Annotated in this window: 11 protein-coding genes; 6 read left to right on the top strand and 5 right to left on the bottom strand. The window is 67.6% G+C overall.

What is annotated here, in order from left to right; genetic code table 11:
• Positions 1–51: 51 nt before the first annotated feature.
• The gene (locus tag ACZ48Z_RS36295) at positions 52–414 is read left to right on the top strand and encodes a hypothetical protein (RefSeq protein WP_468740164.1); all 363 of its coding nucleotides are present in this window, start codon (positions 52–54) and stop codon (positions 412–414) included.
• Between the two features lies 1 nt (position 415).
• A complete protein-coding gene (locus tag ACZ48Z_RS36290; protein ID WP_468740163.1) occupies positions 416–2428 on the top strand; it encodes an FG-GAP repeat domain-containing protein in 2013 nt (670 codons plus the stop codon).
• 298 nt (positions 2429–2726) lie between these two features.
• Here ACZ48Z_RS36290 and ACZ48Z_RS36285 read toward each other — a convergent pair whose 3' ends face one another.
• From ACZ48Z_RS36285 to ACZ48Z_RS36270, 4 genes are read right to left on the bottom strand one after another with little or no spacing between them, the layout of a single operon-like run.
• Entirely contained in the window at positions 2727–3770 is a 1044-nt protein-coding gene (locus tag ACZ48Z_RS36285; protein WP_468740162.1) for a type VII secretion system-associated protein, read from the bottom strand.
• Positions 3770–5797: a putative T7SS-secreted protein gene (locus tag ACZ48Z_RS36280; protein ID WP_468740161.1), complete on the bottom strand. Its 2028-nt coding sequence runs from the start codon at positions 5795–5797 to the stop codon at positions 3770–3772. Before ACZ48Z_RS36280 ends, ACZ48Z_RS36285 begins: the two co-directional genes overlap by 1 nt.
• Entirely contained in the window at positions 5797–6381 is a 585-nt protein-coding gene (locus tag ACZ48Z_RS36275) for a hypothetical protein (protein ID WP_468740160.1), read from the bottom strand. Before ACZ48Z_RS36275 ends, ACZ48Z_RS36280 begins: the two co-directional genes overlap by 1 nt.
• Positions 6378–6920 carry a hypothetical protein gene (locus ACZ48Z_RS36270; RefSeq protein WP_468740159.1) on the bottom strand — a complete coding sequence of 181 codons (543 nt, stop codon included), beginning with the start codon at positions 6918–6920 and terminating at the stop codon, positions 6378–6380. Before ACZ48Z_RS36270 ends, ACZ48Z_RS36275 begins: the two co-directional genes overlap by 4 nt.
• Before the next feature lie 305 nt (positions 6921–7225).
• On the opposite strand from ACZ48Z_RS36270, the gene ACZ48Z_RS36265 reads away from it, so the two are divergent.
• The 4 genes from ACZ48Z_RS36265 to mycP all read left to right on the top strand — a co-directional run bounded on the left by ACZ48Z_RS36265 (position 7226) and on the right by mycP (position 11397).
• Entirely contained in the window at positions 7226–7933 is a 708-nt protein-coding gene (locus ACZ48Z_RS36265; RefSeq protein ID WP_468740158.1) for a hypothetical protein, read from the top strand.
• 263 nt (positions 7934–8196) lie between these two features.
• Positions 8197–8517: a hypothetical protein gene (locus ACZ48Z_RS36260; RefSeq protein WP_468740157.1), complete on the top strand. Its 321-nt coding sequence runs from the start codon at positions 8197–8199 to the stop codon at positions 8515–8517.
• Between the two features lie 73 nt (positions 8518–8590).
• Positions 8591–9991: a PPE domain-containing protein gene (locus ACZ48Z_RS36255; RefSeq protein ID WP_468740156.1), complete on the top strand. Its 1401-nt coding sequence runs from the start codon at positions 8591–8593 to the stop codon at positions 9989–9991.
• An 86-nt stretch (positions 9992–10077) separates the two neighbouring features.
• On the top strand, positions 10078–11397 hold the full coding sequence (gene mycP, locus ACZ48Z_RS36250; RefSeq protein WP_468740155.1) for a type VII secretion-associated serine protease mycosin: 1320 nt from the start codon (positions 10078–10080) through the stop codon (positions 11395–11397).
• A 42-nt stretch (positions 11398–11439) separates the two neighbouring features.
• On the opposite strand, the gene ACZ48Z_RS36245 is transcribed toward mycP, so the two are convergent.
• Positions 11440–11658, bottom strand: coding sequence for a DUF397 domain-containing protein (locus ACZ48Z_RS36245; protein WP_468740154.1), 219 nt, complete (start codon positions 11656–11658; stop codon positions 11440–11442).
• Positions 11659–11662 lie beyond the last annotated feature (4 nt).

Below are 11662 nucleotides of genomic sequence, written 5' to 3'. Positions count from 1 at the left end.
CCTGAGCGGGACGCGCCGCGTCCTTAGACGCTCAGGGCAGCGGGGGCCGCCATGGACGACACGGAGATCCTCGTCGTGGGTGAGGCCCGCGACGGTGGCGCGGTGGATGACCACTGGCCGGTGGTGGCCCGTGTCCCTCCCTGGATCACGGTGTTCCGCGTGAGCGCGGAGAACCTGGCGGAGCATCTTCGGGAACTGTCCGGCGACGGCCGTCTCGCCCTCGCCCGTTCCCCGCGCGGAGAGATCACGAGCATGGGCGACGAGGCCGTCGTACGACAAGTCGACGAGCCCGCGCTCCTGTTCATCGAGGCCTGGAAGTCAGGGCCCTCAAGGAAGTCATCAAGGCTGGGCGAAGGCCGGAACTGGGGCGACCCGGACTTCCGGCCGCCCGACCTGAACCCCAACGGAGTGTGAGATGGCCGGCGACATCAGCGTCACCGAACGTGCGGTGCTCGGAGCGGACGCCAACCAACGAGGCGCCGCCCCGGCCTGGCCCGGCCTGGGGCACACGATCCACCGGTACGGCCGGGTCAGTGTCGTCACCTCCCCGGCCGGCGCCGCTGCCGCACCCGCCCCGGAGCCGGGTGACGCGGACGGACTCACCGAGGTGGAACGGCTGGGACTCGGCGCACTGCGTCTGCGCGAGTCGGCCGGCTACCGGGCGGCGAAGAGCCGCCGGCCGCGCCACGCCGAGGTCTGGGACATGCCCGACTGCACCACGATCGTGCCCACGCCCACGTCCACCTTCTCGGCCGGGGCGGCGGACGCCACCGCGCCCGCACCCACCAGTTCCTACCTGGAGGGGACGGTCGCGGTCGGCATCGTCATCGTGCAGGGGCCGACCCCCGACCTGCAGTTCTCCAACGACGAGATCCTCAAGGTCGTCGCCGAGGTCCAGAACGGGCTGAGCTTCTACGCGACGACCAACCCCATCGCCGGAATCAGCTTCTCCTACGACATCCAGGACGTGGCCGTGACGGTCCCCGCGGACCCGAACGCCGCCGACCTGGAGGCGCTGTGGCGCGACCCGGCGATGGCCGCGATCGGTTACAGCGCGGACTTCGCCGGGGTGGGCGCGTACGTCGAGGACCTGCGCGGCCGCTTCGGCACCCGCTGGACCTACTGCGGGTTCTTCACCAAGTACCCGCTGGCCCACTTCGCGTACGCGAGCATCGGCGGCCCCAGGCTGGTGATGCAGTACGCCAACGACGGGTGGGGGCCGGACAACATCGACCGGGTCTTCGCCCACGAGACGGGGCACATCTTCGGCTGCCCGGACGAGTACGCCAACAGCAAGTGCGACTGCGGCGGTTCCTGGGGCCGGTTCGGTCTGGCCAATGGCAACTGCGAGAACTGCGCGGGAGACGGTGGCGTTCCCTGCCTGATGAAGGCCAACACGTTCGAGGTGTGCGAGTTCACCCCGGCGCACCTGGGGTGGGCGCCCCAACTGCTGGTCCGCAACTTCGGTTACGTCGCCGGTGGTTGGCGGGTGGACAAGCACCCGCGGTTCCTCGCCGACATCACCGGGGACAAGCGGCTCGACATCGTCGGCTTCGGCGACGCGGGCGTCTGGGCGTCGCCGGGCCACTCCGACGGCCGCTTCGAGACGCCACGGCTGAGCGTGGACAACTTCGGTTATGTGGCCGGGGGTTGGCGCGTCGAGAAACACCCGCGCTTCCTCGCCGACGTCACGGGCGACGGCAAGGCCGACATCATCGGCTTCGGCGACGCGGGCGCCTGGGTGGCGGTGTCCAACGGTGACAGCACCTTCCAGCCGATGAACCTGGCCATCAACAACTTCGGCTACAACGCCGGGGGTTGGCGCGTCGAGAAACACCCACGGTTCCTCGCCGACACCACCGGCGACGGCAAGGCCGACATCATCGGCTTCGGCGACGCAGGAGTCTGGGTCGCTCTCTCCAACGGCGACGGCACCTTCCAACCCATGACCCTCGCCATCAACAACTTCGGCTACAACGCCGGAGGCTGGCGCGTCGAGAAACACCCACGGTTCCTCGCCGACACCACCGGCGACGGCAAGGCCGACATCATCGGCTTCGGCGACGCGGGCGCCTGGGTGGCGGTGTCCAACGGCGACGGCACCTTCCAGCCGATGAACCTGGCCATCAACAACTTCGGCTACAACGCCGGAGGCTGGCGCGTCGAGAAACACCCGCGGTTCCTCGCCGACACCACGGGCGACGGCCGCGCGGACGTCGTGGGCTGCGGCGACGCCGGCGTCTGGGTGTCCCGCGCGCTCGGCGGGGGTCGGTTCGACGCCCCCGGCAGGGTGATCGCGAACTTCGGCTACGACGCCGGGGGCTGGCGTGTCGACCAGCACCCACGCTTCGTCGCCAACATCACCGGCGACAATCGCGCCGACGTTCTCGGCTTCGGCGACGCGGGGGTGTGGGTCAACCGGACCTGACATCCGGAGGTTCCCGGACGAGTCAGGAACGTGTGCAACACGAGCCGGGCACAACACGATCGACCGCGGCGGCGGGCCTGAACCGGAGGGCCCGCCGCCGGGGCGTGCCAGAGTCGCCGTACGGACCGGGTGGCCGGGGCGGACCGTGCGGCCGGGGCGGCTGCGAGGGGGCGTCGACGCCCGGGCGGTCCGGGCGGTCCAGGCGGCCAGGGCGGTCCGGGCGGTCCAGGCGGGAGACGCACCCGAGCCCGCCCGGCGGGAAGGCCGTCTCGGCGCCGAACCGTCGTTACGCCGGCCTTTATCCGAACGCGCTGACGGCGAGATCGGATGAAGGGATCGTGATACCTGGGCGGCTGCCGGGGTTGATGGCCACTGTGCAGCCGAACAGGCCCTTGGCGAGATCCCCCCCGTTCATCGCCCGCACCTGCCGACCGTCGTCCGGGACGTACTGGGTGCTGGTGTAGACGTACAGGAGGCGTGCACCGGCATCGTCTTGGACGAAGCGGAGCTGCTTTCCGTCTGCCTCGACGGAAACCAGCACGGTGCCTTCGCGGAAAGCGTCCAGGAACGCCTCAGCGGTGCCGTGGCGTGTCCAGACACCTTGCAGCGCACGCTCCAGCTCGTTCTCCGGAGCGCGCCACCGCAGCGCGGTGAGGGTGGGCTCGTAGGAGGGATTGGCGTAGAACCCGTCGCGGATCTCACCGTGCTCGTCGATGAGCCAGCCGCCCAGCATCCTGTGCTCCGGGACCTCGCCGTGCGGGTCGTAGGCCGGATCGATGGCGAATATCGTTCTGTGGGGCTGGCGTCGGGCGGAGCGCCGCATCTTCTCGGTCACTTCGGGGACGCGCATCTTCTCGCCGTGGAGGGCGATCACCGGATACACGTTCAGCTTCAGGTCGCGCGGGTTCCGGTCCCACGTGCCGTCGCCCTTGATCTCTTCCTTGAGAGTCACCAGGCTGGGAGCCTCCCGCCAGGGCCCAGGTACCACCCACGCCTCGAACGGAAGTCCGTCCTGCTGCGCCACCATCTCGGCCAACGCCTCGGTGGGTGCGAGTCCCCGCTGTTTCGCGGATCGCCGACGAGAGATCCAGAAGCCGCTGGCGTTGGCGGCGGTGGGCCCCAATTCCGGGCGCACGACGTAGCCGAAAGCCTCCTCCGCGTCCGACACCCACGCCGCCCCCAGAATTCCCTCCATGTTGGCCACCACCACGTACTGGACAGGACCGTCAGCCCGCTGCCCGTAGTCGTCCGGGCCGCCGACCCGCCGTGGCTGCAGGTCATCCGCCAGCCGGGAGAACGGCCTCTCCTCGGAGTGCCCGCCCGGCCCGTGCTGCTCACTCATCAATGGATCTTTCCGTAGATCTGCCACTGCCCGTTCGCGTCCTTGAACGCCTTGGTAATCGTGTATTCGTTGCCGCGGCCGAGAAGCAGTTCACGCTCGTCGGAGCCGTAGTGGCTCAGCTTCTCCACCCACAAACCCGGGGTTCCCTCAGGCGCTCGCAGATGAAGGACGGCTTCCTTGTTGCTGAATACGGTGTCTCCCAGCGAGGTCGACATGTAGGACTCCTCGTTGAAAACCTCACCGACCATGCCTCTTGGGTCGTCGGCGGCAATCTTCTCCAGAAAGTGTCCCAGGTCCGTGCCGCGGGTGACGATGACGTCCTCAGGGAGCCTGTTTCCGGCGAGGGCCCTGTCGATCTGCTCGATCTGCTGACGTACCACCGGTGTGTCGTAGTAGTCGTTGCCCCGTAGAAGCCCGTTGATCTTCTGGTATTCGGACCCCGTATAGCTGCGCACCGCCGCCTGCTGGTCGGCGGGCAGGTTCTCCGCGTAGTCGTTCCAGTGCTTGGCCCCGTACTGCAGCGCGTCCGCATTGCCATTGAACGTGACTGTTCCGTCGGAGATATCGGCCATCGCCGATTGGTGCTTGACAGGGTCCCCGAGATCGTCCCAGTCCGGGGCAGCGCTTTTGGCGCCTGCTTCCGTGGCCGGTGAACCGTCCCCGGAGCCGGAGACATTCCCCCACCTGTCACGCGCGGCATCCTTGGCGGCGTCCGCCGTGACGTCCGCGGCCTCCTGGCCCTGCTTGAGGGTCCAGCCGTCCGGCAGGCCCTCCTTGGCGACGTCCCTGGCCACGTTCTTGGTGGCCGCTTCCCCCGCGCTCTCGGCCGCCGTCCCGATCCCCTCACGGGCGCCCCGCTCCACCCCCGACTCCATGGCGTCCTTCGCGCCCGCGGTGAACGTGCGGCGGGCCGCGCCCGCACCAGCGCCCGCTCCGCCGGTGAGCAGGTCGATGCCGACGTCGAAGACGGCGGTGCCGAACGCCTCGGACGGGTCGGTGGACCAGCCGGAGCCGACCATCGACTTGGCGGTGCGCACGGGGTGGTTGGCCGAGGTGAGCAGCCCCATACCGGTGATGGAGACGTTCCGCAGGTACTGCGCGGGGTGGGTGAGGTTGTACGGGTCGAGCGGGTTGACCGTCCGCATCATGCGGGTCAGCCCGATCCCGCCCTTGAGGAAACCGCCGGCGAAATGCTCCAGCTCCATGTTGACGGCCATGGGGGCGTCCGTCAGGGCCGCCTTGAACTTCGCCCAGGCGCCGGGTTCGGCCGGGGCCGCCTCGAAGGCGCCGGTCACCTTGGTCATGGCGGTCTCGGCGGCGGAGTCGCGCACGTGGCGGGCGTGCCCGAGGGTCTCGCGGGCCGTCTCGCGGCCGGCTTCGCCGGGGTCCACGAAATCCCCCGGGGCGGTGGGGGCGGCCGCGGTGGAGCCCAATTCGCCACCGAGCGACAGGACTCCCTGGTACCGGTTGTACTCCCAGGCCTGCTGGTCGTACTTCTGCCGGGCCGCGGAGCTCTTCGCCTCAGCGGCACGCCACTGCTCGATCGCCTCGGCAGCCTGCCCGCGCGCCCAGGAAACGGTGTGCGCGTACGAGGCCAGCGCGTCCATCGCGGCCGTGCAGGCGTCGGCCGCGGTCAGCCACTTCCCGGGGTGAGTGGTGAAGGTGTCCCGGAACGACTCGGCTGCGGTGCCGGTCCAGTGCCCCGGGTCGAGCTTCTTCAACGCCTGTCCGGCGTTCTCGAAGGCGGTGGCGAAGGCCTTCAGATGCCCGATCGTCTCCTCGAGATCACCGGTCGACCCGTGGATCAGCTCGCCCGGCTGGTCGGTCTCCCCCAACTCCCTTTCGGGAACAACGGCGTTGGTGAAACCGGCGTAGTACTCGGCGCCGTCACGGACCTTCTCCCCGACGGACTCCAGCCCGACCGAGTCCAACGTGTCGCCCACGACACCCGCGGTCGCGCCGATTCCGTCAGCGATGCCCTGGTTGGCGCCCTCGGCCAGGTCTTCCAGTTCCCCCAGAACTCCCATCAGGGACCGTCCTCGGGCGTGACGGCGTCCACCGACTCCCGCACGAACTCTCCGCCGAGTTTGAGCTGCGTCCCGTACTGACCGCTGGTGGTCAGGTCCTCCTCGGTGGCGTGCCAGGTCTGCCCCATCTGCTGCAGGGACGCGGACGCCGACTCCTGGGAGAGGTCCGGTGTCCAGCTCCCCTTCGCCGAGGACCCGACCTGGCTCCACGACATCCGCTCGGTGTCCTCCCCGGACAGGGCCGGATCACCGAAGGAGGCCACGACGTAGTCCTTGGCGACCCCGACCGCGTACTCCTCGGCCTCGTGGTAGTAACCGGCCGACAGGTCGAGCTTCTCCGCGATCTCGTTGCCCTCGTCGACCAGCGCCTTCACGCCCCACTCCCAACGCTCCGCGAAGGTGGCGAAGACCTTGGCCAACCCGGTGTGCCCCATCTGCAGTTGGGTCAGTTGCAGGCTGCTGAAGCCACGCCCGACCGCGCCCCCGCCGACCATGCCGACGCCCTGGAGCTCCTCGATCGTCTGGTTGATGCCCTTGGCGGCCTGCTTGAGGACCTCGGGGTCCGCTCCGTAACCGTCGCTCACGCTTCCTCCGCGCTATGGAGCCTCGTCGAGGACGGCCGTTCCATGAGTTCCTCCGCGGGATCCAACTCGAGATCCACCGCCACCGGGTCCGGGACGATTCCGGACAGCGGAGGGAGGAGGAACGGCCGGATGCCCCCCACGTCCACCGCCACCCCGGCCGGGGTCCGCGCCTCGGCGACAGCTGCCGGTACGGCGACGTCGAGCAGCCGGGAACCGAACACCGTCCAGTAGCGAATACGGCCGTTCTCCCACCCGGGATCGGTCCCCGACCCGAGACGGGCACGCGCGAAACGCTCCAACTCGGTGGTGGAAGTGAAGGCGTACAACCAGCGGACGCCGTCCGACTCGCCGGAGCACATCGCCTCGCCCTCGACCAACGGCACGTACAGCGCCGCCGCCCGGAAGGCCGCCAACAGCCGGTCGCCGTCGCCTTGACCGTCGTACAGATCGTGGATCTCGGCCGCCAGCGCGGCCCGTTGGCCCCTGCCCAGGTCGTCCCCCGGACCGTGCGCCGGGTCGTCGGCTGCGTCCACCGTCATGCGTAGTCACCCCGTGGCCGACATCGTGATGCGCGAAAGCACATCACGATGATCGTGTGTCAGTCCAACCAGGTGGGGTGGTTGAGGCGGGAACTGTGAGGCGCACCGGGGCAGTTCGGGAACAGCACCCCGTACGGCAGGTACGCCACGCGCTCCTCGTGCGCCGCCCGCGCGGGTGAAGTCGGGGACTTGCGAAGTCCCTTCGGGGCAGCGGTTCTTGTCGTCAGCCGTACGGGTGAGGCCGGGAGACCTCTTTGAGTAGGCGTACTCATGCCCGGGACGCCGCTTGAACCGACACTTCGAGCATGAAGCGACGTGACAGAGAAACGAACCGTCCAGGCAGTACCGCACTGGTTGTCCTCGGGACACTGTGCGCCCTCGCCCTCACCGCCTGCGGCACGGAACGGGCGGGCGACGGCGACGCGAAGGGCGAGTCCGCCGGGAGGGCCGTGGCGGTTTCGGCCACGCCTCTCCCCGTGGGCTCGGCCGGGCCGAGTGACACCGAGGGGTCGGACTTCCTCCCCTTCATGGAACACCAACTCGCCCTCGCGGAGCCGTGCATGAAGGATCTGCCCACCGCGGCCCCTGAGGTGTCCGAGGACGGACCGGAGCCACCGCAGTTCACCGGTCAGCCGCCCACCCTCCTCCCGGAGGACGAACCAACGCCCACCTCGGAACCCCGGGACCCCTCGGCCGCAGCCCAGGAGACGGAACTGGGTTCCCCGGAGAAATGCGAGGCCCGCATCCACAGCCGCCGCATCACCAGGGCCCTGGCGGACACCCCGACCGCATCACCCCAGCAGGTCCGGCAGACCCTGCACGACCTCGGCTACATCGACGAGCGCATCGAAGGTCCGCAACGCTCCGGGGACCGGGTGAAGTTCACCCTCGACCTACGGCTGCTGGGAGGCGAGCTGTGCCTCGACGGCACGACCGGATCCGACGGGACCGTCGTCGAGTCGTACGGCGGCTCTCCGGAGGTCGAGTGCCGGGATGTGCGGCGGCGTCACTGAGCGGGCGTGCTCCCTCGCCGCTCGATGTGAAGAAGGTGAGCCGGGCTGATCTCGATCTCGCCACCCACCTCGGCTGACGTTCTTTCTGTCAGTGGACATAACTAAAGTGGTAGTACACCGGATTGGATACGCCAGCTGACGTTCGGTGATGGCGTTTCGTGAACGGGGTGAGGTCGGCCGCGGGGCACGCGTCTGATGCCGGCGGTCAGGGTCACGGCCGCCGACGATGCGAGCTGGGTGCGGGTAACAACGGGGAGCTGGACATGGCTGAACAAGTACGCGTCGATCTCGACGAGTTGGAAAAGACCGTCGCCGCGCTGAACCAGGTACTGAGCGGTCTCGGCAAGGCGGGCACGGACACGGCGACCAACACCTACCTCCCGCCGGGCGCCCTCGGCACCGGGTTCGACGAAGCGGACAAACTCGCCGGCGCGCACAGCGAGATCAAGACGTACATCGAGGACGCGGTGAGGTACCTCAACACCGTCATGGACGAGTTCGGGCGGAAGACGAAGTACACGCACGGGGCGTACCAGGACACCGACTACGAGACTCAGGCGAGCTTCCCGAACGCGGGACAGTAGAGGTACCAGGGGTCCATGGACGGGGTGCAGGCCGAGATGTGCGGCAACAGCGGTGACGAGGGGACACGGGGACATGGCTGACAGCGACGGCCAGATCGACTACGACTACACCGAGATGAACATGTGCTTCAACGCGAAGCACACGACGAACTTCGCGCTTGGCAAGAACATGGACGAGATGAAGGCCATGCTCAGCAATGCCAGGCCTGACCTCGTGACGGACGTTGCCAAGGGCTGGTCCGGCTTGTCGGCCCAACTCGTCGCCATCCAGGAGGAGTTCGAGAAGGAGGTCACCCGCATCCAGGCCCATTGGACGGGTGCCGCCGCCGACGGATTCGCCGCCAAGGCCAAGCAGGTCAGCAAGAGCATCGGCAACACCGCGAAGTACGCCAGCCACACGTCGACAGCGATGTCGAACGTCGGCGCCGCGCTGGGTCCGATCAAGGACGAGGTCATGGCGATGGAGAAGCCGGGCCGGGTGTCCAGCTTCTTCAATTCCGCCGGAGACGGATTCACGCGCAGCGAAGAGGGCACGGACAAGGACATCGCTGCCGGGAAGGGCGCCCAGGAGGTCCTCGACCGCAACCATGACGACTTGTCGGCGGGGCGGGAGGCGCAGCTGAAGATGGCCTCCAAGATGGAGACGTTGGGGGCGGCGTACAACTCGCAGGCTATGGCTATGGGGTCGTGGAACAAACTTCCTCAACGCGATGAAGTGCAAGACTATCCGGGCGACCCTGGCGGCGTTGCCCCCACGCCCGTCGCCACTCCAACTGCCCGCGCGTCTCGAATCGCGAAGAGTGTGTCATCGAGTTCAGCACGGACTGGTCAGACGAGCAGCATCAGTTCGTCGAAATCTGTTACTTCACCCTCAGGTATCACCGGTGGTGCACACAAGGCAACTACTCCACAGCGAAATGTCGGCATGGCGATCGATGGTATTTCCACTGGTCACACTGGAGCATCCCCCGTTTCTGGCTCCGGAAGGGTCGGCGGTGGAGCTACTGGTGGCAGCGGCGTCGGCGGCTCCGGCTTCGTGGGTGGTGCGATTGGCGGGGCGGCTGGAGCCGGAGCAGCTCGCGGCATGGCCGGCCGCGTCGGTGCTGGTGGTAGGGCAGGGCGCGCCGGGGGCGTAGACGGTTTCGCTGGAACGGGTGGCGCCAGAGGCGGTGCTGCACGTTCCGGAGGCTTGGCTCGCGGGAGCGGTGGCGTGGTCGGTGGAACGCCCAAGGCCGGTACGGGCGCGGGCGGCAAGGGCACTACTGGCGGTTCGGGTCTGCACAACAGCCGTGGTGCGGCAGGTAAGGGAGCCAGCGCGGTCCGCAAGGGTGGCGTCGCCGGTGCCCCCGGTGGGCGCACCGGTCGCCGCAAGGAAGAGGAACAGCGCGAGAGCGAGCGTCCCGACTACCTCGTCGAGGATGAGGAGACCTGGACCCCGCAGCGTAACGTGGCGCCCCGAGTCATCGGCGAGTAAGCCCCACAGCGATCGCAGCAAGAAGGTGCGAAGGTGTTGTCCGATACGCCTTCGCATTCGCACCGGCCCGAGGGAGGAACACACGGATGGGCTTCACCGAGGTAAAGCGCGCGTCTGGCTGCAGCGCGTTGGTTGCTGCGCTGTTGTTCGTCTCTGCTCCTTTTGCCTCAGCAGACCAGGTGCGAGAGGACCAATGGGCGTTGGACGCCCTCAACGCCCACTCAGTGTGGAAGCTTTCAAAGGGAAGCGGTGTAACCGTTGCCGTCATCGACGACGGCGTGAACGCCAGCCAAGTCGACCTCCAGGGCAATGTCCTTGCGGGTAAGGACTTCATGGATGGGGGTAGCGCTACTCCAGATCCTGGCGATGATCACGGCACAGCCATGGCATCGATCATTGCTGCACGTGGACACGGCTCAAGCGATGGCGTAATCGGCTTGGCACCGGAAGCAAAGATCCTACCCATCCGATCCTTTGGTACCGACGGGCCGGGCCTCGCTGAACCTATTCGATATGCCGCTGACCATGGTGCGTCCGTGATCAACGTCTCCATGTGTTTCGATTCCAGCGACCCCGACAAAGTACAACAGGTCTCGGATGCTGTGGCCTATGCCCTGAGCCACGATGTGCTGGTCGTTGGCGCGTCAGGAAATGAAGAAGACAAGGGCGGTAAGTGCTATCCGGCCGCTTCGCCTGGAGCCCTTGGAGTCGGCGCCGTAGAGAACGACGGGTCGATCTGGGAGCAATCCAATCCTGGTGACTTTGTCGCGTTGTCAGCCCCTGGCACCAACATCGTCTCCGCAAAGGGCACCGGCAACGGTTATCGTGCGGCAAACGGCACCTCCGACGCGGCGGCATACACGTCGGCCGCGGCTGCCCTCCTCCGCTCCAAATTCCCTGACCTGACAGCAGGCCAGATCGCCAACCGCCTCGTAAAGACCGCAGCGTTGCCCGACTCCAAGAAGGGCCTGTCCGTCCCTGACAAGAGCTACGGCTACGGCATCATCCAGCCGCTCGCCGCTCTCAAGGACAACATCCCGGCCGGCTCGAAGTACGGCCCACTCACTGTTCCGGAATCATTGAAGGAGAAGTCGGCCGCTGCTGCGCCCGGTACATCCGATGAGAAACAGGCACAGGCCGACCAAAAGGCGATGATTATCTGGGCTGTCATTGGTGTTGTGGGCCTGGCTGTGATCGGCTTGATCGTGCTCTTGCTGGTCAAGCGATCCAGGCGAAACAGGAACAACAACGGCGGCCCCGGCGGCACTGCGGCCTCTCCTCAGTACGGCCAGCAGCCCTACGCGCTGCAGCAGAACCCGTACCAGCAACCGGTCTCGTCGCAGCAGCACAATCCGTACCAGCAACAGCAGACCCCGCCTCACGGCCAGTGGCCGCCCCAGCAGTAATCACAGGTTCGGCCACGCCACAGCCCTGGGGAAGCAGGCGGATCAGCCTCGGAGCCTCGCGAACTCGGTGCCATCGGGGTGAGCCTTCAGAGCTTCTATGAAGGGACTGAAGGCTCCGGCCGGGAAGGTGAGGGTTGCCCGGGTCCGGGCCTTGGAGTCGCGGATGGATATACGGGTGAGGCGAGTTGCGATCTCCACGCAGGCATTGCCTTCGCCGCCACCGGAGTAGCTCGACTTCCGCCAGGTATCGGGGGTGGTCATGATG

The organism is Streptomyces sp. NPDC031225 (assembly GCF_055570355.1).
Note: the sequence above shows the minus strand (reverse complement) of the source record. Positions and strands in the feature narration are given on the sequence as shown.

Excerpts from the sequence above, each read along its gene's own strand:
- ACZ48Z_RS36295 (WP_468740164.1), top strand. The coding sequence starts at position 52 with ATGGACGACACGGAGATCCTCGTCGTGGGTGAGGCCCGCGACGGTGGC.
- ACZ48Z_RS36290 (WP_468740163.1), top strand. The coding sequence starts at position 416 with ATGGCCGGCGACATCAGCGTCACCGAACGTGCGGTGCTCGGAGCGGAC.
- ACZ48Z_RS36285 (WP_468740162.1), bottom strand. The coding sequence starts at position 3,770 with ATGAGTGAGCAGCACGGGCCGGGCGGGCACTCCGAGGAGAGGCCGTTC.
- ACZ48Z_RS36280 (WP_468740161.1), bottom strand. The coding sequence starts at position 5,797 with ATGGGAGTTCTGGGGGAACTGGAAGACCTGGCCGAGGGCGCCAACCAG.
- ACZ48Z_RS36270 (WP_468740159.1), bottom strand. The coding sequence starts at position 6,920 with ATGACGGTGGACGCAGCCGACGACCCGGCGCACGGTCCGGGGGACGAC.
- ACZ48Z_RS36265 (WP_468740158.1), top strand. The coding sequence starts at position 7,226 with ATGAAGCGACGTGACAGAGAAACGAACCGTCCAGGCAGTACCGCACTG.
- ACZ48Z_RS36260 (WP_468740157.1), top strand. The coding sequence starts at position 8,197 with ATGGCTGAACAAGTACGCGTCGATCTCGACGAGTTGGAAAAGACCGTC.
- ACZ48Z_RS36255 (WP_468740156.1), top strand. The coding sequence starts at position 8,591 with ATGGCTGACAGCGACGGCCAGATCGACTACGACTACACCGAGATGAAC.
- mycP (WP_468740155.1), top strand. The coding sequence starts at position 10,078 with ATGGGCTTCACCGAGGTAAAGCGCGCGTCTGGCTGCAGCGCGTTGGTT.
- ACZ48Z_RS36245 (WP_468740154.1), bottom strand. The coding sequence starts at position 11,658 with ATGACCACCCCCGATACCTGGCGGAAGTCGAGCTACTCCGGTGGCGGC.